21 protein-coding genes are annotated in these 21,582 nt (G+C 50.6%); 14 read left to right on the forward strand and 7 right to left on the reverse strand.

Translation table 11 applies throughout. The annotated features are described in order from the left end of the window. Window positions 1-210: 210 nt before the first annotated feature. From atpD to atpG, 9 genes are all read left to right on the forward strand, one after another. The gene (gene atpD / locus M2133_RS00350; protein ID WP_277463957.1) at window positions 211-1,749 is read left to right on the forward strand and encodes a F0F1 ATP synthase subunit beta; all 1,539 of its coding nucleotides are present in this window, start codon (window positions 211-213) and stop codon (window positions 1,747-1,749) included. A gap of 6 nt (window positions 1,750-1,755) precedes the next feature. Continuing rightward, a complete protein-coding gene (locus M2133_RS00355; protein ID WP_277463959.1) occupies window positions 1,756-1,998 on the forward strand; it encodes a hypothetical protein in 243 nt (80 codons plus the stop codon). Between the two features lie 13 nt (window positions 1,999-2,011). Further along, a complete protein-coding gene (locus M2133_RS00360) occupies window positions 2,012-2,437 on the forward strand; it encodes a hypothetical protein (RefSeq protein WP_277463960.1) in 426 nt (141 codons plus the stop codon). Between the two features lie 40 nt (window positions 2,438-2,477). After that, the gene (gene atpB, locus M2133_RS00365; RefSeq protein WP_277464309.1) at window positions 2,478-3,467 is read left to right on the forward strand and encodes a F0F1 ATP synthase subunit A; all 990 of its coding nucleotides are present in this window, start codon (window positions 2,478-2,480) and stop codon (window positions 3,465-3,467) included. Between the two features lie 181 nt (window positions 3,468-3,648). Next, on the forward strand, window positions 3,649-3,900 hold the full coding sequence (atpE, locus tag M2133_RS00370) for an ATP synthase F0 subunit C (protein WP_277463961.1): 252 nt from the start codon (window positions 3,649-3,651) through the stop codon (window positions 3,898-3,900). 12 nt (window positions 3,901-3,912) lie between these two features. Further along, window positions 3,913-4,413: a F0F1 ATP synthase subunit B gene (gene atpF / locus M2133_RS00375; protein WP_277463963.1), complete on the forward strand. Its 501-nt coding sequence runs from the start codon at window positions 3,913-3,915 to the stop codon at window positions 4,411-4,413. A gap of 3 nt (window positions 4,414-4,416) precedes the next feature. Further along, a complete protein-coding gene (locus tag M2133_RS00380; protein WP_277463964.1) occupies window positions 4,417-4,968 on the forward strand; it encodes a F0F1 ATP synthase subunit delta in 552 nt (183 codons plus the stop codon). Window positions 4,969-4,971: 3 nt separating this feature from the next. After that, window positions 4,972-6,552 (forward strand): F0F1 ATP synthase subunit alpha, encoded by a 1,581-nt coding sequence (gene atpA, locus M2133_RS00385; RefSeq protein ID WP_277463965.1) that lies wholly within the window; start codon window positions 4,972-4,974, stop codon window positions 6,550-6,552. Window positions 6,553-6,562: 10 nt separating this feature from the next. Further along, the gene (atpG, locus tag M2133_RS00390; RefSeq protein ID WP_277463967.1) at window positions 6,563-7,426 is read left to right on the forward strand and encodes an ATP synthase F1 subunit gamma; all 864 of its coding nucleotides are present in this window, start codon (window positions 6,563-6,565) and stop codon (window positions 7,424-7,426) included. Here the strand turns inward: atpG and M2133_RS00395 are convergent. Continuing rightward, the gene (locus M2133_RS00395; protein WP_277463968.1) at window positions 7,423-8,376 is read right to left on the reverse strand and encodes an Rpn family recombination-promoting nuclease/putative transposase; all 954 of its coding nucleotides are present in this window, start codon (window positions 8,374-8,376) and stop codon (window positions 7,423-7,425) included. The genes atpG and M2133_RS00395 overlap by 4 nt on opposite strands. A 311-nt stretch (window positions 8,377-8,687) precedes the next feature. Between M2133_RS00395 and M2133_RS00400 the strand changes: the two genes are divergently transcribed. From M2133_RS00400 to M2133_RS00420, 5 genes are all read left to right on the forward strand, one after another. Continuing rightward, window positions 8,688-10,367, forward strand: coding sequence for a putative transporter (locus tag M2133_RS00400; protein ID WP_277463969.1), 1,680 nt, complete (start codon window positions 8,688-8,690; stop codon window positions 10,365-10,367). 163 nt (window positions 10,368-10,530) lie between these two features. Next, a complete protein-coding gene (locus M2133_RS00405) occupies window positions 10,531-11,934 on the forward strand; it encodes an amidophosphoribosyltransferase (RefSeq protein WP_277463970.1) in 1,404 nt (467 codons plus the stop codon). Between the two features lie 108 nt (window positions 11,935-12,042). Further along, window positions 12,043-13,251: a peptidase T gene (gene pepT / locus M2133_RS00410; RefSeq protein WP_277463971.1), complete on the forward strand. Its 1,209-nt coding sequence runs from the start codon at window positions 12,043-12,045 to the stop codon at window positions 13,249-13,251. A 48-nt stretch (window positions 13,252-13,299) separates the two neighbouring features. Continuing rightward, window positions 13,300-14,391, forward strand: coding sequence for a glycine cleavage system aminomethyltransferase GcvT (gene gcvT / locus M2133_RS00415; RefSeq protein ID WP_277463972.1), 1,092 nt, complete (start codon window positions 13,300-13,302; stop codon window positions 14,389-14,391). 102 nt (window positions 14,392-14,493) lie between these two features. Then, window positions 14,494-15,510, forward strand: coding sequence for a Gfo/Idh/MocA family oxidoreductase (locus M2133_RS00420; protein WP_277463973.1), 1,017 nt, complete (start codon window positions 14,494-14,496; stop codon window positions 15,508-15,510). Window positions 15,511-15,608: 98 nt separating this feature from the next. Here M2133_RS00420 and M2133_RS00425 read toward each other — a convergent pair whose 3' ends face one another. The 6 genes from M2133_RS00425 to M2133_RS00450 form a co-directional block, all read right to left on the reverse strand. Further along, window positions 15,609-16,019 carry a S4 domain-containing protein gene (locus tag M2133_RS00425; RefSeq protein ID WP_277463974.1) on the reverse strand — a complete coding sequence of 137 codons (411 nt, stop codon included), beginning with the start codon at window positions 16,017-16,019 and terminating at the stop codon, window positions 15,609-15,611. A gap of 83 nt (window positions 16,020-16,102) precedes the next feature. Beyond that, window positions 16,103-16,669, reverse strand: a complete 567-nt coding sequence (gene pth / locus M2133_RS00430; protein WP_277463975.1) for an aminoacyl-tRNA hydrolase — start codon at window positions 16,667-16,669, stop codon at window positions 16,103-16,105. Between the two features lie 127 nt (window positions 16,670-16,796). Further along, complete coding sequence (locus tag M2133_RS00435) at window positions 16,797-17,393, reverse strand: 50S ribosomal protein L25/general stress protein Ctc (protein WP_277463976.1); 597 nt, start codon at window positions 17,391-17,393, stop codon at window positions 16,797-16,799. Window positions 17,394-17,544: 151 nt separating this feature from the next. Then, complete coding sequence (locus M2133_RS00440) at window positions 17,545-18,108, reverse strand: STM3941 family protein (RefSeq protein ID WP_277463977.1); 564 nt, start codon at window positions 18,106-18,108, stop codon at window positions 17,545-17,547. A 4-nt stretch (window positions 18,109-18,112) separates the two neighbouring features. Next, the gene (locus M2133_RS00445; RefSeq protein ID WP_277463978.1) at window positions 18,113-18,406 is read right to left on the reverse strand and encodes a PG0541 family transporter-associated protein; all 294 of its coding nucleotides are present in this window, start codon (window positions 18,404-18,406) and stop codon (window positions 18,113-18,115) included. A gap of 33 nt (window positions 18,407-18,439) precedes the next feature. Next, complete coding sequence (locus tag M2133_RS00450; RefSeq protein WP_277463979.1) at window positions 18,440-21,580, reverse strand: efflux RND transporter permease subunit; 3,141 nt, start codon at window positions 21,578-21,580, stop codon at window positions 18,440-18,442. Window positions 21,581-21,582: the final 2 nt, after the last annotated feature.

The raw sequence follows: 21,582 nt of genomic DNA on the forward strand, positions 1-21,582 counted from the left end.
GGCAAAAAACGGGAAGCTTATGCGCCGCCAACAAACGGAAAGATCGGGTAGGGAAGGGACGAAATGACAAAATAATATTAAAAAGAGGAAAAACGGGGGTTTAGCACATTTTCTGGCGGATATAGACTATCTTTGTCGGCGAATTTGTTAACATATTTGCAGTATAGTTTGTTTTAATCATATAATGTCTTTTTAATAGAGAAAAAGAAAATGATTGTCGAAAGAAAGAGGACAGATAAGAAAGGGTTTGTCACCCAGGTGATTGGCCCTGTCGTAGATGTTTGTTTTGAGGGGGATGAAGAAGGAAAGATCGAATTGCCTCATATACATGATGCCATTGAAATAGATGCTCCTGATGGCTCTATTCTCGTGCTCGAAGTACAACAACATATTGGGGAGAACCGGGTCCGTACGATCGCGATGGATACTACCGACGGCCTGAGCCGTGGGGTAGCTGCCTATCCGATGCACTCGGCGATCCGCGTGCCGGCAGGCGATCAGGTGAAAGGGCGTCTATTGAATGTGATCGGTAAGCCGATCGACGGCATGAAAGCGCTGGATCAGGAGAATAGTTCGCCGATTCACCGGGAACCGCCTAAGTTCAAAGATCTGAGTACCAAACAGGAAGTATTGTTTACCGGCATAAAGGTGATCGACTTGCTGGAACCTTATTCGAAAGGGGGGAAGATCGGTCTCTTTGGCGGCGCGGGTGTAGGCAAGACGGTATTGATCATGGAACTGATCAATAATATCGCGAAGAAACACAACGGATTCTCGGTCTTCGCCGGTGTTGGCGAACGTACGCGTGAGGGTAACGACTTGTTGCGCGAGATGATCGAGAGTGATGTGATCCGTTATGGCGACGCGTTCAAGAAAAGTATGGAAGAGGGCCATTGGGACCTCACGAAGATCGATTATGATGAAGTTGCCAAGTCGCAGGCCACCCTGGTCTTCGGCCAGATGAACGAACCGCCCGGTGCGCGTTCATCGGTAGCCTTATCCGGTCTGACCATTGCCGAGTCGTTTCGCGACAATACGGAGACGGAAGGCCCGAAGGATATTCTCTTTTTTATCGATAATATCTTCCGCTTTACGCAGGCCGGTTCCGAAGTGTCCGCTCTATTGGGACGTATGCCGTCGGCTGTGGGGTATCAACCGACGCTCGCTTCCGAGATGGGGGCGATGCAGGAACGCATCACCTCGACCAAGTACGGTTCGATCACCTCGGTACAGGCCGTCTATGTGCCGGCCGATGACTTGACCGACCCGGCTCCGGCAACGACCTTTACCCACCTGGACGCCACCACGGTGTTGAGCCGTAAGATCACCGAATTGGGGATCTATCCGGCGGTAGATCCGTTGGAATCGACTTCCCGTGTGCTCGATCCGCTGATTGTGGGCGAAGAACATTACCAGACCGCTCAACGCGTCAAGCAGATTCTGCAACGCAACAAAGAGCTTCAGGATATCATCTCGATTCTGGGTATGGAAGAACTGTCGGATGAAGACAAGATTGTGGTCAACCGTGCCCGCCGCGTGCAACGCTTCCTCTCGCAGCCGTTTAAGGTGGCCGAGCAGTTCTCGGGCGTCGAAGGGGTGGTGGTCGATATCGAAGATACGATCAAAGGGTTCCGCATGATCCTCGACGGGGAGGTAGACCATCTGCCCGAACAGGCGTTTCTCAACGTGGGAACGATCGAAGATGCGATCCGCAAAGGTGAACAACTGGCGGCGGAAGCCCAAAAGTAAAAAGATATGGAACTGACAGTGATAACCCCGCGTGGGATCCGGTGTAATGTGCAGGTCGACAAGGCCACATTGCCGGGAAGCCAGGGCTCGTTTATGGTGATGGCTAACCATGCGCCTCTGCTTTCGACCCTGCGCAACGGGACGATCCGCTATACCGCCCGGGGCGATGCGGAAGAGAAAGAGATCGAAGTGCAAGACGGTATCGTAGAGGTCCGGCAAAACAAGATCTGGGTTTTTACAGAACATTAATCGGAACGAAAAGATGATTACATATATCAAGTTAAAGGTAAAATTGTTCGTATTGGTCGCCGTGGTGTATACGCTTGTCGGCCTGTTGGGTGAAGTCGTACTCGAATATCTTCTTCCCCAAGAATATTTCGGCCTTTTCCCCGCCATCAGTATCTTCTACCTGGTGATGGGCTTGATACTGACTTTCTCCCTGGATCATTTCCGGAAGACCAGTCCGGACAAATTGATGCATATCTTCATGCTGATGAAGATGATCAAGTTTTTCTGTACGATCCTGTTCCTGCTCTTTTATGTCACTCGTGAGCCGGAGGTGAAGATGCAGTTTTCCATTACATTGATGTGTAATTACTTTATCTATACTTTCCTTGAGATGTATATATACTTCCTGTATAACAAGAAGATCACAGTAAACAAAAACAAAGATGCGACAAAGGAATAAGAGGTGGTTCGGCGTATTTCTTTTCCTTCTTGCGGTGTGGATGCCCATAGGCTCGGCAGCGGAGGAGGTGGATGTGAAAGAGATTGTCTTTGAACACCTGGGAGATTCGTATGAATGGCATATCACGAACTGGGGCGAGAAAGAGATAGGCATTCCGCTGCCGGTGATTGTCAAAGGCCGGGAAAGCGGCTGGCAGGTGTTTTCATCTTCCCGCCTGCACCATGGAGCGGAATACAATGGTTTTTATATTACCCATGAAGGGGCATACGCCGGTAAGGTGGTCGAACGAAACGCGCAGGGCGAAGAGGTGCGTCCCGCACTGGATCTTTCGCTGACCAAGAACGCGTTGGCACTGTTGATCAATAGTGCTGTGTTGTTGTTGATCTTCCTGCCCCTGGCCCGGTGGTACCGAAAGACGGAATATACGCCGCCCAAAGGATTCAAAGGGGCGGTCGAAGTTTTATTGCTCGATGTGCAGGAAGAACTGATCAGGCCCTGTATCGGTGAAGACTATAAACGCTATGCGCCTTACCTGCTTACGGTATTCTTCTTTATCTTTATTAATAACCTGATGGGGTTGGTACCGTTCTTTCCGGGTGGCGCCAATGTGACGGGTAATATCGCGGTCACGCTGGTCTTGGCGTTCTGCACGTTTGTGGTGGTGAATGTTTCGGGAACGAAAGAATACTGGAAAGAAGTGTTCTGGCCCGAGGTGCCTACCTGGTTGAAAGTGCCGCTACCGATTATGCCGGCGATCGAGCTTTTCGGGGTGTTTACTAAGCCATTTGCTTTGATGATCCGTTTGTTTGCCAATATCATGGCGGGGCACTCGGTGATCCTGGGACTGATCTGTCTGATCTTTATCACCGCTTCGATGGGAACGGCGATCAACGCGGGCATGTCGGCACTGGCGGTGGTGTTCTCGATCTTTATGAACCTGGTGGAACTGCTGGTGGCCTATATTCAGGCGTATGTGTTTACATTGCTTTCGGCCGTGTTTATCGGGCTGGCTAAAGTGAAAGCGCATTAAAATGAAGTAGTCAAAGTAGTCAAAGTAGTCAAGTAGTTAAAGTAGTCGCATGCGATACGACTTAACTACTAACGAGCGCAGCGAGTGATAACTACTCTGACTACCAACGAGCAAAGCGAGTGCTGACTACTATAGAAAGAATAATTAACAATTAACAATTAACAATTAATAATTAAGAACTATGTTATTATCAGTATTATTACAGGCAGCAACAGCCGGAATAGAGTTAGGTACTTTAGGTGCTGCGATTGGTGCGGGCATTGCCGCGATTGGTGCAGGGTTTGGAATTGGTAAGATCGGTGGATCGGCAATGGATGCTATCGCGCGTCAGCCGGAAGCGGCCAATAACATCCGAATGAACATGATTATTGCTGCCGCGTTGGTGGAAGGGGTTGCCCTTTTTGCTGTGGTAGTTTGTTTCCTTGCCCTCTAACACGCGCCGACTATGTCTTTATTAATTCCGGAGGTAGGGCTTCTGTTCTGGATGACACTTTCATTCGGTGTGGTCTTCTTTATCCTGGCCAAGTTTGCTTTCCCCGTCATCTCGCAAGGGGTGGAGAAGCGTAACCGCTATATCCACGACTCGCTTGATGCCGCCCGCGAAGCGGAGGCGAAATTGGCGACACTCAGCCAGCAGGCTGAAGCGTTGATGGAGCAGGCGCGTGAAGAGCGCAAAGCCTTATTGGAGGAAGCCGCGGAAACGAAGAAACGCATTGAGATGGAAGCCCGTGAGTCGGCCCTGGCTGAGGTCGGGCAACTCAAGAACAAAGCATTGGCGGAGATCGAAGAGTCGAAGCGCCGGGCGTTGACGGAGATCAAAGATCAGATCGTCGACCTCTCGGTGAAGATTGCCGGAAAGGTGGTCAGCGAAGAACTCGCCGGCGACAAGAAGCAGAAAGAATTGATCGACCGCTTGTTGAAAGAAGAAGTAATCTATAAATCGTAACGTATGGATCGGGGAACAGTATCGGGAAGATATGCCAAGGCGTTGTACAGGTATGCCCACAAACACGGGCAGGAGCGAAGTGTCTACGACTCGGCGGTGGCGCTAAGCCATAGCTACCTGCAGTACGAGGCGTTGCGGCGCACGTTGGCCAACCCTATCCTGGCAACGGAAGAGAAAGAGAAACTGATCGCCCTGGCCGCCGGCCGGGAGGTGAGTGAAGTCTTTCGTGAGTTCGTTCGCCTGGTGATCCGACAGAAGCGTGAAGACTTCCTGCAGATGATCTGTCTGAGCTATCAGGAGATCTACCGCGCGGAGCAGAAGCTGTTGCAAGTCGATATCGTCACGGCCGTGCCGGTCGACCAGGCAACGGAGAAAGCCATCGTCAAGCGCCTTGAGCAACTGACGAGCGAAACGGTCGATATCCGTTCGACAGTCGATCCGTCGATCATCGGCGGTTATATCCTGCGGTGGGACACCTACCGTTGGGATGCCAGCGTTACTTCCCAGTTACGACAGATAAAGAAAGAATTGAAAGATTCGATTAAAATGGAATAGGCTATGACAGACAATATTAGAGTGAGTGAGATCTCGGATATCATCTATAAGATGCTGGATCAGATGGATCCCGACAAGAACCTGGAAGAGGTAGGAACGGTGATCCAGATCAGCGACGGTGTAGCGCGTATCTATGGCCTGCGCAATGCCGAGGCCAGTGAGTTATTGGAGTTTGATAATGGGGTGAAAGCGATTGTGATGAACCTCGAAGAAGATAATGTCGGCGCGGTATTGCTGGGCTCCAGCGAACGGGTCGATGAAGGGGATACCGTCAAACGTACCGGACAGATCGCTTCGATCGCTGTGGGCGAAGGCCTGGTAGGCCGGGTGATCAATCCTTTGGGCGAACCGATCGATGGGGGCGGCCCGATCACCGGCGAACGCATCTCCCTGCCTTTGGAACGCAAAGCACCGGGTGTGATCTTCCGTCAACCGGTGAACGAACCCTTGCAAACGGGTATCAAAGCCATCGACGCGATGATCCCCATCGGACGTGGCCAGCGTGAGTTGATCATTGGCGACCGCCAGACGGGCAAGACCTCGATCGCGATCGATGCCATTATCAATCAGCGTAAGAACTACGAAGAAGGGCAACCGGTCTATTGCATCTATGTGGCGATCGGACAGAAAGCCTCGACGGTAGCTTCGCTGGTGGATACCTTGCGCGAGAAGGGAGCGATGGATTATACCACCGTGATCTCTTCAACCTCCTCCGATCCGGCGGCGATGCAGTATTTCGCTCCTTTTGCCGGGGCAGCCGTAGGGGAGTATTTCCGGGATACGGGGCGCCACGCGTTGGTGGTCTACGATGACCTGTCGAAGCAGGCGGTAGCCTATCGCGAGGTGTCATTGATCCTGCGCCGTCCTTCCGGACGGGAAGCCTATCCGGGGGATATCTTCTACCTGCACTCCCGCTTGTTGGAGCGTGCGGCTAAGATTATCAACCAGGACGAGATTGCCGCGCGCATGAACGACCTGCCCGAAGCATTGAAAGGACGGGTTAAAGGCGGTGGTTCGCTGACGGCATTGCCGATTATCGAGACCCAGGCGGGCGACGTCTCGGCGTATATCCCGACCAACGTGATCTCGATCACCGACGGACAGATCTTCCTCGATACCGAACTGTTCAATAGTGGTAACCGCCCGGCGATCAATATCGGGATCTCCGTATCGCGTGTCGGAGGGAATGCCCAGGTGAAGTCGATGAAGAAGGTGGCCGGTACGCTCAAGATCGAGCAAGCACAGTACCGTGAACTGGAAGCTTTTACCCGCTTTGGCGGAGAGATGGATGCGGTGACTGCCTCGATCATCGATAAAGGACGGAAGAATACCCAGTTGCTGGTGCAGCCACAATACCAACCCCTGAATGCCGGCGAACAGATCGCTGTGCTCTATTGCGGCACGCATGGCCTCTTGCGCCAGGTTGGCTTGGAGCAGGTCGATACGTTCGAGAAGAACTTCCTCGATCAGCTGCGCCTGCAATATAAAGACACCGTCTTGACGCCCCTGGGCAAAGGCACGATCACTCCGGAGATCGAAGAGATATTGAAAGAAACCGCCGCGACGGTAAGTAAGAATCTGTAAGAGATAGACTATGGCTTCATTGAAAGAGGTAAAAACACGTATCGCTTCGGTCGGCACGACCCGGAAGATCACCCAGGCACGGCAGATGGTCGCTTCGGCACAACTGCATCATATGCAAGGGGTGTTGGAGAATACGAAACAATACAAACTGGCATTGGATCAGATCCTGGCGGGACTCTCGGGTAGTCCCGGCTGGGACGAGTTGCCGCTTGTTGGCCACCAACCGACAGGTGCGGTAGCTGTGGTGATCCTGTCGTCCGACTCCGGTATGTGTGGGGCTTTCAATGCCAATATGATCAAATTACTTGATAATATCCGGGTCTACTATCCGGACGAGGATCTCTTGTTTTTCCCCATCGGCAAGAAGATCCGCGAGGCAGTCGAAAGGGCAGGCCATGCGATCGGCTGGCCTGAAGGACTGGACGGTAGCCAGCTCTCGGGTAAGTACACCGACAAAGAAGTGACTGAACTGCTTTCTCTGTTGATCGATCTCTTCCGCAACAAACAGATCAAACAAGCCGATCTGATTTATTACCAATACAAAAGCATGGCGATTCAGGAGATCAAAGAGGTGACTTTATTGCCTTTCACTACGACATTGGCTTCGCGCGTCGCGGCGAATGAAGACTATATCTATGAGCCCGGCCGCGAGGAACTGATCGACGCATTGATCCCCATGGCACTACGCGCACAACTCCATTATGCGCTGGCGGAAAACCAAACCTCGGAACACGCCGCCCGCACCATGGCGATGCAATTGGCCACCGAGAATGCCGACGAGATACTCGCCGAACTGCAACTCACCTACAACAAATTGCGTCAGCAAAACATCACCACCGAACTCCTGGATATTATCGGAAGCTCGTTTGCTTAGAGCAGCTTGATTTCTTCGGGTGGCAGGCCGGTCAGGCGACTGATAAAGTCGAAGGGCAGGCCTTCTTTTTTGAGTTGAATGGCCAATAGGCGTTTCTCTTCTTTACGCCCTTTCTCTCTACCGATCTCTATACCTTTCATTTTGCCCTCGGCTATTCCTTTCTCTCTGCCGATCTCTATGCCTTTCATTTTGCCCTCGGCTATACCTTTCTCTCTGCCGATCTTTATGCCCCTCCTTTCGCCTTCTACTTTAGCGTATTCAACGGTATTGACATAGTCGCGGTAGTTCTTGAGGATCTTATCGTAGAGCCAGCGGTCACCCGAGTTGAGACTTTCTACCTCAGCTGCTTTAAGCAACTTTTTGAAGGTTGCTTTTTTGGTCTCGAATGGTATTCTTTCTAACGTATCCATATTCTTAAATAGATAAATCCATCGTTCAAAATCCGTTTTACATTCATCCGCCTCCAAGTTGAAGTGCGGCAACGAGATAAAGATCTGCCGCAATCGCTTGTCGGTTTGTATCCCGGTATCCCGGTCGGCCAGGATCACATCCGTTCGCAGTTTCTCCAAGCCCGGCAGGCGGAAGTTCAAGAAGTAGATCCCATACACGGGACAGATTTTAAAATTCCAACCACTTCCTTTCTGCCCCTGGCTGCTGATCATGCGACAGAGATAAAACAGCGCCCGATCGAAAAAGTAAAACTGGTTGCTGTTCTGCATCTCCACAATAAAAAACGTCCCGTCCTTCTCACGGCAAAGGATATCGAAGATCACCATCCTTCCTTCCAGGAACTCGGAAGGAATCTCTTTATCCATAAACGTTATGTCTTCCACCTTTCGTTCGCCCTCGAACAGGATATTCAGGAAGTCGATCAATAACTCTTTATTTGCGTCCTGCCCGAATAATCGCTTGAAGCTAAAGTCGAGTAAAGGATTCATGTATTTTCCCATAGCTCAGGTCTTTTTTAGTTGTTCCTCTGAGGATAAAGATAGGAAATAACAGGTTAATAACCAAGTGATTTGCCGATTTTCTTAGGAGGGTATTGCGCAGGGGTTGAAGATCAAAACTTATACTCCGAAGCAGGGTGAGGAGGGAGAGTGCGGATACCGTATAGTTTCCTCCAATCTCACAAATGCGGATGATAGGTAAGCATATAGGAATAATGCTTATCTTTGCAGCCGGTTAAGATCTGCGATGTCCGATCGGGCATGCGGAAGAATAGGTATTAGAGAAGTCCTTAACACTAAGGTTTTTAGATAAAATGGATTGGATGAATGATTTATTGTGGGGGCAAGGGGTAGCGCATTCTATCCTGCTCCTGGCGGTCGTGATCGCTTTGGGTGTGCAATTGGGGAAGATCAAGATCTTTGGGATCTCCCTGGGTGTGACATGGGTGCTTTTCGTGGGTATCCTGTTGGGACATTTCGGCTTTCGGATGGATCCGGAAGTGCTTCACTTTGTGAAGGAGTTTGGCTTGATCCTGTTTGTCTTTGCGGTCGGGATGCAGGTGGGACCCGGTTTCTTTTCTTCGTTCAAACAAGGTGGTATTACATTGAATCTGTTGGCTTGCTCGATCGTCTTGTTGGGCGCGGTGGTCACTGTAGCCATTCATTTCATCACCGGTACGCCGATGGCGACGATGGTTGGGGTGATGTCGGGCGCGGTTACCAATACTCCCGGTCTGGGTGCGGCGCAGCAGGCGTTTCATGATCTGTTCGGCCAGGGCGATGAGACGATCGCATTGGGATATGCCGTGGCTTACCCCTTGGGGGTGGTCGGGATAATCCTTTCCATGTTGTTGATTCGTTATATCTTCCGGGTGAACCTGAATAAAGAAAACGAACAACTGATCGAAGGTGAGCATCAGAACGAGCGTGAAGCAACACCGATCTCCCTGGTGGTGAAGAACCCGGCGATCTTTGGCAAGCGCATCGCTGAATTATGCGAACTGTTGAAACACCGTGAGTTTGTGATCTCCCGCATCATGTATAATGATACACACCGGGTCGAGATTGCCTCGGCCGATACGGTGTTGCATGCCGACGACCGGATCTTTGTGATCACCACCGAACAGGATGCGGAGACGATCCGTACCTTTGTGGGTGAGGCCATCGAGATGGACCGCAAACAATGGATTCCCGCCGATAGCCAGTTGATCAGCCGGCGTATATTGATGACCAAGTCCGAACTGAACGGCAAACGCCTGGGTGATTTGCAACTGCGGCGTATACATGGCATTAATATTACACGGCTGCACCGCGCGGGTGTCGATCTGGTCGCTTCCGGCGCATTGACTCTGCAGGTAGGCGACCGTCTGACGGTTGTGGGTAGTGAGCCGGCGGTGACCAAAGTAGAGGAAATATTGGGTAACTCGGTAAAACGGTTGAATGAGCCCAACCTGATCACGATCTTCGTCGGCATAGCCCTGGGGGTATTGCTGGGCAGTATTCCTTTTGTATTCCCGGGTATCCCGCAACCGGTGAAGTTAGGCCTGGCAGGTGGCCCATTAATCGTGGCAATCCTGATCAGCCGCTTTGGCTATCGCTATAAACTGGTGACTTATACCACGCAAAGCGCGGCATTGATGCTTCGCGAGGTTGGTATCGCCCTGTTCCTGGCCTGTGTTGGCATTGGCGCCGGCGATGGTTTTATCGATACGATCCTCAATAAAGGTGGTTTCGCCTGGATCGCTTACGGCTTTGCCATCACAACGATTCCGCTATTGATCGTCGGAGCGATCGGACGCTATGGCTTCAAACTCAACTATTTCATCCTGATCGGACTCATGGCGGGAAGTATGACCGATCCCCCGGCACTGGCCTATTCCAATGCTACGGCAGGCAATGATGCGCCGGCAGTGAGCTATGCGACGGTTTATCCGATCACGATGTTTTTGCGGGTGTTGACGGCGCAGTTGTTGATCTTGTTGTTTTATGCTTAAAGGATCTTAAGGGGTTTAAGGGGATTAAGGGGATTAAGGGGATTAAGGGGGCTAAGGTCTTTTAACTCCTTAATCCCCTTAAATCCCTTAAACCCCTTATCCCTTTATCTAAAAATAATCAGTACCTTTGCCACCGAAATAATAATAAAAACGCAGAGACATAATGGGTGGTTTTTTTGGAACTATATCTGATTCGGCTTGTGCTACCGATCTTTTCTATGGCACAGATTATAATTCACACTTAGGTACACGAAGAGGAGGGATGGCAACGTTGAATAACGGTATCTTTCATCGCTCGATACATAACCTGGAAAATTCATACTTCCGGACACGCTTCGAATCGGAACTGGATAAGTTCGAGGGCAATTCGGGTATCGGGATCATCAGTGATACCGATCCGCAGCCGATCTTTATCAACTCCCATCTGGGGAAGTTCGCTATCGTCACGGTGGCCAAAGTGAATAATCTGAATGAACTGGAAAAGGAGCTCCTGGATAAAGGCGCGCACTTCACCGAATTGAGCTCCGGAGAGACCAACCAAACCGAACTGATCGCCTTATTGATCTCGCAAGGCAAGACTTTCGTCGAAGGCATTGAGATCGTGCAGGAAAAGATCAAAGGATCTTGTTCGATGTTGCTTCTTACCGAATATGGAATCATCGCGGCTCGGGATAAACTGGGCCGTACGCCTATATTAGTTGGCCGCAAGGAGGGAGCGTATGCCGCTTCGAGTGAACCTTGCAGCTTCCCGAATTTGGATTTTGAATTGGAGTACAACCTGGGGCCGGGCGAAGTCGTTTTGCTTACCGCCGAGGATATGACTCAATTGCGCGAGCCGAACAAAAAGATGCAGGTCTGTTCCTTCCTTTGGGTGTACTACGGTTATCCCGTCTCCGACTACGAAGGGGTGAACGTTGATCAGGTGCGTTATGCCACCGGCCTGCGCATGGCGAAGAAAGACGAGGTGAATGCCGACTATGTCGCAGCGATCCCCGACTCGGGTATCGGCATGGGCTTGGGTTATGCCGAAGGCAAAGGCATCCCGTACCGTCGGGCAATCATCAAGTACACGCCCACCTGGCCCCGTAGCTTCACACCGGCCAACCAGTCGATCCGTGATCTGGTGGCGAAGATGAAACTGATCCCCAACCGCCACCTGTTGGACGGCAAACGTGTGATCTTCTGCGACGACTCGATCGTGCGCGGTACGCAGTTGCGCGATAACGTCAGTATCCTTTACGGCTATGGCGCCAAAGAAGTACATATGCGCCTGGGCTGTCCACCGATCCTGCATGCCTGTCCGTTTGTAGGATTCTCCGCTTCCAAATCGCACCTGGAGCTGATCGCCCGCCGGACGATCAAAGAATTGGAAGGTGATGATGCTAAGGATCTGGACAAGTATGCCACCACCGGAACCGATCAATACAATGCCATGATCGAAAGTATCCGCAAGAAACTGAACATCACCACGCTGCAATTTAATACCGTGGAGGATCTTGTAGCCTCGATCGGATTGCCTAAGGAATGTGTTTGTACACATTGCTACAATGGAACCAGTTATTTTTAGTTAGAAACTAAAAATAACAAATTAAAAATTACGAATTAAAAATTAAAAACAGCAGCTTATAGTCTTAATTCGTAATTCTTAATTTTTAATTTTTAATTCTTAATTGAAATGTTAATAGATCGCTTTCTAAGATACGTCACTTTCGATACGCAATCCGATGAGGAGAGCGGAACGACACCGAGCACGCCGGGACAACGGGTTTTGGCCGAGGCGTTGGTGAAGGAATTGAAAGATATGGGAATGGAAGAGGTAACGCTCGACGATAACTGTTATCTGATGGCTACCTTGCCGGCCAATACGAACCGGGAGATCCCAACCATCGGTTTTGTCGCCCATCTGGATACCAGCCCCGATATGTCGGGCAAAGGGGTGGAGCCTCGTATCGTTGCCTATGAAGGGGGCGATATCGTACTCTGCGCGGAAGGAAATATTGTATTATCTCCGAAGATGTTTCCCGAACTCAATAACTATGTGGGGCAGGAGATTGTCGTAACCAATGGCAAGACGTTATTGGGTGCCGACGATAAGGCGGGTGTCGCCGCGATCGTCTCGGCCATGGAGTATCTCCTGGCGCATCCAGAGATCGAACACGGCAAGGTGCGCATCGCTTTTACGCCCGATGAAGAGATTGGCCAGGGAGCGGATCATTTCGATGTGGAGAAGTTCGGCTGCGCGTGGGCCTATACGATCGACGGCGGACAGCTGGGCGAATTGGAATATGAGAACTTCAACGCCGCCGCGGCACGGATCAGCTTCAAAGGCTTGAATGTGCATCCGGGCACGGCGAAAAACAAGATGGTCAACGCTGCTCTATTGGCTGCCCGGTTTGCTTCCTGGTTGCCGCCGACCGAACGTCCGGAGACTACGGAGGGTTATGAGGGATTCTTTCATCTGACAGCGATGTCGGGCACGGTCGAAGCAGCCAGCCTGACGTATATCCTGCGCGATCATTCCCGCGGAGCGTTCGAAGCGCGGAAAGAGAATATGCGGCTATTGACGCAGCGCATGAACGAACTCTTCCCGGAAAGCACCGTGTTGGAGATGTACGACCAGTATTACAATATGAAAGAGATCGTTGAACCGCAGAAACATATTATCGACCTGGCCTTCGAAGCCATGACAGCGGTCGGTGTGCAACCGATCGTCAAGCCTATCCGTGGGGGAACCGACGGTGCGCGCTTGTCGTTCATGGGATTGCCCTGTCCGAATATCTTTGCCGGCGGGATGAACTTCCACGGGAGATATGAGTACCTGCCTGTACCTTCGTTGCAGAAGAGTATGGAAACGATCGTGAAGATTATCGAACGAGTGAATTAATATTTATTTCAAATACTATATACGTCAAAATCAAAAACAAAGAAACGTATGAAAACTACTCCTTTTACAGATGTGCATATCGCCTTAGGCGCGAAGATGCATGAGTTTGCCGGGTTCAATATGCCTATTGAGTACACCGGTATTATGGACGAACACATGACCGTTGTTGACGGTGTGGGTGTGTTTGATGTTTCCCACATGGGTGAATTCTGGGTGAAGGGCCCGCAAGCTTTGGCCTTCCTGCAGGGAATCACCTCGAACGATGTAGCGGCATTGACGCCGGGTAAGATCCAGTATTCCTGTTTCCCGAACGATAAGGGCGGTATCGTAGACGACCTGTTGGTCTATTGCTATGCGCCGGAGAAGTATCTGTTGGTGCCCAATGCCGGTAACCTGCAGAAGGACTGGGACTGGTGTGTCAGCCATAACCCGATGGGTGCCGAACTGGAGAACTCCTCCGACCGGATCGCTCAGTTGGCTATTCAGGGACCGAAAGCCACGGAAGTATTGCAACGCCTGACGCCGGTTGATCTTTCTCAATTGCCTTATTATACCTTTACCGTAGGCGAATTTGCCGGATGCCCGAATGTGATCATCTCCAATACGGGTTATACCGGAGCGGGTGGTTTCGAATTGTACTTCGACAACGCTGATGCTATGAAGATCTGGGAAGCCATCTTCGAAGCCGGCAAACCGGAAGGCATCAAACCGGTGGGCTTGGGCGCACGCGATACACTTCGTCTGGAAGCCGGGTTCTGCCTCTACGGCAATGACCTGGACGATACCACTTCGCCGATCGAAGCCGGCCTGGGATGGATCACGAAATTCGTGGAAGGGAAAGAATTCACGAACCGTGCCGAACTGGAACGCCAGAAGAAAGAAGGCGTAAGCCGTAAGCTCTGTGCGTTTGAGATGATCGACAAAGGGATTCCCCGTCATGGCTATGATATTGTTGATGGCAATGGCCATGCGATTGGGGTGGTTACTTCGGGAACCATGTCGCCTTTCCTGAAGAAAGGCATCGGTATGGGTTATGTTGCCCCCGAATTGACTAAGGTAGGTACTGAATTCTTTATCCAGGTGCGTAATCGCAACCTGAAAGCCCAGGTGATTAAGACACCGTTCCGGGCGAAGAAATAAAGAAAAAGGAATTAAGGGGTTTAAGGGGATTAAGGGGATTAAGGCCTTATCCCCCTTAAACCCCTTATCCCCCTTAATCCCCTTATCCCCCTTTCTCCCCTTATGAACAAAATCAAATTCGGTGTCATCGGCACCAACTTCATCACCGACTGGGTCATTGCCGGTGGCCGTCAGGACGAGCGTTTCGAACTGGCTTCCGTCTGCTCCCGTCATCCGGAAACGGCCAAAGCTTTTGCTGCCCGCCACCAAATCCCACATACCTTTACTTCTTTGGAAGAGATGGCGGCCAGCCCTTTGATCGACGCCGTCTATATCGCAACGCCCAACTATCTGCATGCCGAGCAGAGTATTTTCTGCATGGATCACGGCAAACATGTCTTGTGTGAGAAACCCTTGGCTTCGAACGCGCGGGAAGTGCGCGAGATGATCGCCGCGGCGGAACGCAACGGGGTGACTTTTATGGAAGCGATGAAACCCACACTGACGCCGAACTTCCGAGCGTTGCGCGACAACCTGGATCGGGTAGGGGTGGTGCGTCGTTATTTTGCATCTTACTGCCAATACTCCTCCCGCTACGATAAGTTCAAGGAAGGCATCGTCTTGAATGCCTTCAATCCACAGTTGTCTAACGGCGCGATTATGGATATCGGGATCTACACGATCTATCCGATGGTGGTGCTCTTCGGCAGGCCGCAACGGATCGACGCCAGCGGGGTGGTACTCTCCTCGGGTGCCGACGGACAAGGGGCGGTCAATTTTCAATACGACGGCATGAACGCGACCGTACTCTATTCTAAGATCGCCAATTCCAGTCTGCCCACAGAAATACAAGGCGAAGAAGGCAATCTAATGCTCGACCGGATCAATACGATCGGCCGGGTCGAATTTATCCCCCGCCAGCAACCCAATTCCGGCAAAGAAACGCCCGCAACAGCGGAAGACCTCTCTGCAGTTACCGACAAAGATGAATATTACTATGAAATAAAAGAATTTATCGACCTGATCGGTGCCGGAAAACCGGAATCTGAGATCAATAGTTGGCAACATTCCCTCATCACCTTGGAGATTATTGATGAGATCCGCCGGCAGTTAGGTGTGGTTTATCCGGCGGATAAGTAAAGGCCGGCAGCTTTTAAAAAAAGGCCGGCAGCCTTTTGGAAAACTCCGGCGGCCTTTTGGAAAACTCCGGCAGCCTTTTGGAAAAGGCCGGCAGCCTTTTAGTCTTCCGATTCAAAATCAAAATCAAAGTCGAAATCGTCGTCTGTGAATTGTTCCAGTTCACGGCGGTCTTTCTTGGTCGGACGGCCCATTCCTTTGGCTCGATCGACGAAGCCGGAGATCTTATTCATCTCCAGGATCTCATACTGGTCGGGGGTGGTTACGTTTTCGAGGTATTCGGGCACCAGTTTGGCACTCATGCGGCGTTCGGTCAGTGCCAATACCTTAAAAGAATACACAATCGGCGGCTTGCGCACCTGAATTACATCGCCTACCTTGATCATGCGCGAAGCTTTAATATTGACTCCACCGATCATCACCCGGTTTTTCTTGCAGGCATCCACTGCTATCGAGCGACTCTTGAAGATCCGGGTCGCCCACATCCATTTATCTATTCGAACTTCGTTCATGTTGTTAATGTTTAATGATTAATGTTTAATGGTTAGCCTCCTACGCACAAGCCAATTGTCAATTGTCAATTATCAATTGTCAATTAATCTTTGTTGTTGTACTGATTCATCGTCAGTTGCACACCGGCCAGGCAGAAGCTTTTGACAATCTCGATCGCCCGGTCCAATACGGGGGGCATGGCGGAGAGTTCTTCCGGATCGAACAGTCCCAATACGTAATCGACCTGTCCGCCCCGGGGGAATTGATTGCCAATACCGAAGCGCAGGCGGCAGTAGTCCTGGGTGGCCAGGATCTGTTGGATGTTTTTCAATCCGTTATGTCCCGCGTCGCTACCTTTGGGTTTGAGGCGAAGGGTACCGAAGGGTAGGGCGATGTCGTCGACAACGACCAATAGGTGTTCCACCGGGATATTCTCCTTCTGCAACCAGTAGCGCACGGCATTGCCGCTGAGGTTCATAAACGTATTGGGTTTGAGCACGACCAACTCTTTATTCTTCACCCGGATCCGGGCGGTCGCGCCGTAGCGTTGCTCGGTAAACTGCCCTCCGGCAGCTTCGACCAACTTATTGACTACGCGGAATCCGATATTGTGGCGGGTGCCCCAATACTCCGAACCGATGTTCCCTAATCCGACAATCAGATATTTCACCTTATTTAATTGATAATTGCTTTACACTTCGCTAAGCGAACGTTGTTTGATACTCATTCTCATACACAATGAACAAAGGGGCCATTCTTGCGAAAGAGCCCCTTGTCTATGTGATAACTTACGTTATTTATTTTCCGGCAGCGGCAGCAGCGGCAGCACCACGAGCAGCACGTGTCAACTGAACGGCGCAAACTACAGCGTTCTTCGCATTCATCAGTTCCAGGTTGTCGAAAGTCAATTCGCCCACTTGCATGGATTTACCCAGACCTAACTTATCTACGTTGATCACCAGTTTCTCCGGCAGGTTACTGTACAATGCTTTTACTTTCAGCTTACGCATACGCAGCGTCAACTTACCCCCGGCTTTCACCCCTTCGGCATAACCTGAAAGAACAACGGGTACTTCAATCATCACAGGCTTATCGGCGAAGATTTCCTGGAAGTCTACGTGCAACAGCTCGTCGGTTACCGGTTGGAACTGCAGGTCTTTCACGATAGCCATCTTCTTTGCGCCGTCGATCGTGAGTTCTACCAGGAATACTTCCGGAGTATAAACCAACGGACGGATACCGTCGAAGCTTACACTGAAATGAATCACCTTTTCACCACCGTATAATACAGCAGGAACCTGGGCATTCTTTCTTAACGCACTTAATGATCTCTTCTGATCGGCAGAGCTGGCTGCGATCTCTCTTGATTTGCCTTCTAAAACAAATGTTTTCATTTTAATTCTTTTTTTGTGTTACTCAAAATTAGTGCTTCTAATTTCCCATCACACGTACGGGGCTAAAAAGCGGTGCAAAGATACATAAAAAGTTGAGAGTAGGAAGTTGAAAGTTGAAAGTTTTTTTCTCAAACAACTCTTATTCTTTCTTTTATTCGTTTGCCGGGGCTTCGTTTTGCTCTTTGTACTGGTTGTATTTGAGGAAAACAGCGTCTTTCAGCTGCTCGAATGTACAATTCAATGTGCGGTTGGAGAAACAGATGGGCGTACCGTAGAACTGTAACTTCAGCTCCAATGAGTGTTGTTTAGCTTTGTTCTGTTCGCGCTGGATATAAGCGGTCGGGTTCTTCACCCGGACCACGATATACTGATGTTTCAAGTCACTGATATCATCCATGATGCGAATCTCCTCCACATCACTCCAAACAACTGTGCCATAGGTGTTTCCCGTCGAGATATCATAGATTCCTTCGTCCGAGATATAGATCCCGACCCCCTCTTCTTTTCGCAGGCGGAAGAAGCTGTAGAGGCAAAAGAACATAACGATCAAGGAAAAGACACCCACGGTCAGGACAATAAACCTGCCACCCCCGAAAGCCAGCTTCCCTGCCAGGAAGACTCCACCGAATCCGATCACTCCCGAGAGAAAAGTGATCAGATAGAAGATGATCTTCTCTTTTCGGGCCAGGGTGAATGTAATAACATTAGGAACCATGTGATTATATCGTTTGTTCCACATTCATTACAAACGCGCGCAAGCCCAAGGCTTCGGTCTGTTTATCCAGCTTCTGCAGCAACTCCAGGAAACGCGATACTTTCTCATCTTCCACTACGGTGTAGATCGCCGAGTTCATCGTTGGCCAGGCATGGGAGCCGTAATGCGGCTCCCCGGTTTTGCTTCCTCTTCCCTGTACATTCTCCCAATAGGTAAACCCCCTGATATTGTTCCGGTCCATCAGGCCCAGGATGGTTTCGTAATACGCCTGGTTGAATGTTATCATAATTGCTTTCATCTCTTTATTCTGTTTTAATGTTGCACGTCGGGTTTATTTGTTCTCCAGGTGAAGCAGACGTCTGAACTTACGCCGTCTGCGTTTGACTCCGTTGGCAGCGAATACACTGTATACCACCGGCACGATCACCAACGTGATCAGTGTGGAAACGGAAAGCCCCCAGGCTACCGTCATACCCATCGGGCGCCACATCTCTGCTCCTTCACCCGTTCCGATAGCCATCGGCACCATACCCAGTACGGTTGTCAAGGTGGTCATCAATACCGGACGCAAACGGGATTTCCCGGCAGCTACGGCAGCAGTGATGATACTCATGCCTCTTTCACGGCACAGGATGGTATAGTCGATCAACACGATACCGTTCTTCACCACGATACCCAGCAACATGATCACCCCGATCAACGCCATTACGCCCAACGGAGTCTGGGTAATAGACAATCCCAAGACCACCCCGGTGAATGCAAACGGAATAGAGAACATAATCACGAACGGGTCGACCAACGACTCGAACTGTGCAGCCATCACAATGAACACCAGGATAACAATCAACACCATCAGGATTCCCAGGTCGGCAAAAGTGTCTTGCTGGTCTTCATACGTACCACCAATCTGCCAACTGATATCCGAAGGAATCTGCATACTGCGCATTTCCCGGTTTGCTGCAGCCACGACATCACTCAGAGCAGCACCTTGTCCGACAACAGCCGATACGGTGATCACACGTTCACGGTTCTTACGCTCGATAGTCGGCGGAGTCATGCGTTCAACCACCACACCCACGTCGCGGATCCGCACACCCTGGCCGGCATTGTTATACATCATGATATTCTCCAGGTCTTCAATCGACTGACGGAACTCCGGAGCATAGCGGACACGGATATCATATTCGTCCCCGTCTTCGCGGTATTGGGAAGCGATGGAACCGTTGATGCGGTTACGCAGGTACATTGAAGCGGTCGTTACGTTCAGTCCGTGCTGTGCCAATTTCTCGCGGTCGAAGTCGATCTGGTATTCCGGAATATAGTCTTCACGGCTGATGCTGACCTGCGATACGCCCTTGCTGTTGCGCATCCGCTCGGCTACTTGCTGCGCCATGGCGTCGGTTACTTCAAAGTCGTACCCGTAGATTTCGATGTCGACGGATGTTTCACCACCCATACCGCCACCACCACCGGCGCTCACTTCGAACTTCTTGATTTCTGAGTATTCATCCAAGTCTTTACGCATCAATTCGCAAAGCTCGATCAAGCCGCGTTGGCGTCCATCCACCTTGACACGGTCGCCCACACTCTGTAAGCTGACATTGTAAGAGATAATATGGGTACCGTTTTCGCTCAACTGGGCAAAGGTATTGTCCGTGTCGGCCTGTCCTTCGCTGAAGTTGATCGTTTTGATCTCCGGATATTTCTCCATAAACTCCGTATTGATGCGCAGTGCCAGATCACGGGTGATCTCCTGGCGCGTACCGATCGGCAACTCAACCGTTACCCCGATACGGGCATTATCCTGTGTGGGGAAGAACTCCGTCTTCACCGTAGGCACAAGCATCATACTTCCCACGAAGATCAGGAAAGCAGCGGTGATCACCGTCTTTCTGTGGCGTACCGACCAGTCCAGGAAACGGGCGTAGTAATGATCCAATCCGTTCAACGCTTTCTCGATCGGCGTGAAGAAAAGCACATATAACTTTCCTTTCTTCGGATCCAGACGAAGCAGTTTGGAACAAAGCATCGGAATCAAAGTCAGAGCCGACAAGGTTGAAACAATCATGATGATACTTACGATCCATCCCAACTGTTTAAACAGGATACCGGCCAGACCCGTTACCATGGTCAGAGGCAGGAACACCGCCAACATGGTCAAGGTAGAAGCTACAACGGAAATTGCCACCTCATTGGTTGCATGTATAGCCGCTTCTTTGGGTTTACTACCCCGCTCAATATGTGTCGTGATATTCTCCAACACCACAATGGCGTCGTCCACCACCATCCCGATCGCAATAGAGAGCGAACTGAGCGAGATGATATTCAAGGTATTACCCGAAGCCAAGAGATAAGCGAACGCCGCGATCAAAGAGATCGGAATGGTCAGGATAATGATAAACGTTGCTCTCCATCGTCCCAGGAACAGGAACACTACCAACATAACGATGATAAACGTCAGGGTAATGGTCTCGATCAAACTGTTGATCGTATTCGTAATATTGGTTGAGGTATCCACGATCACGCCTAACTTCACGTCGGAAGGAAGGGTTTCTTGGATCGCCGGCAGCATATCCTGTACTTTCTTTGAGATATTAACCGAGTTGGCACCTGCTTGTTTCTGGATCACGATCATACCTCCGCGCACACCGTCGTTATAGGTTTCCTGTGCCCGTTCTTCGACCGTGTCTTGCACACGGGCGACATCACGCAGGTAGACTGTTCTTCCGTTCTGGTAACCGATCACCAGATTACTCATCTCACTGGCGTCGATGAACTCACCCTGCACACGCAAGGAGTAGGTGTTCGAACCGATATCGATACTCCCGGCGGGTGTATTCCGGTTTTCCTGTGCGATGATCGAAGAGATACTCTCGATGCTCTGGCCATACGCTTCCAGTTTGTACGGGTCGCAATAGACCTGTATCTCACGGATGGGCGTACCCGAGATCGAAACCGCACCCACACCGCTGATACGTGCCAGCGGGTTGGCTACCTTATCATCCAGGATCTTATATAAGGCGTTGGTACTCTCTTCGGCGGTCACCGAAAGCAAAAGAATAGGAATATTCTCCGTACCGAACTTAAAGATAATCGGATTCTCGGCGTCGTCGGGCAAGATGGATGTGACCATATCCAACTTATCGCGCACGTCGTTGGTCGCCACATCGATATCCGTACCATACTCGAATTCAAGCATGATGATGGAGATATTCTCTTTGGACTGCGACGTGATATTCTTCAGGTCACTCACACTGTTCAAGGTGTTTTCCAACGGCTTGGACAGGTTGGTCTCGATATCCGCGGCACTCGCACCCGGATAGGCTGTCATCACCAGAAGGAAATTGGATTCGATCTCCGGCAGCAGGTCGATAGACAACCTGGTCAGAGAAAAGAGCCCCATAATTACAACAGCCACAAAGACAAGTGCTGTCGTAACCGGTTTTTTTACCGCACTACCATATAAACTCATAT

This window comes from Parabacteroides sp. PF5-6, from assembly GCF_029504695.1.
Taxonomy (GTDB): domain Bacteria; phylum Bacteroidota; class Bacteroidia; order Bacteroidales; family Tannerellaceae; genus QVMG01.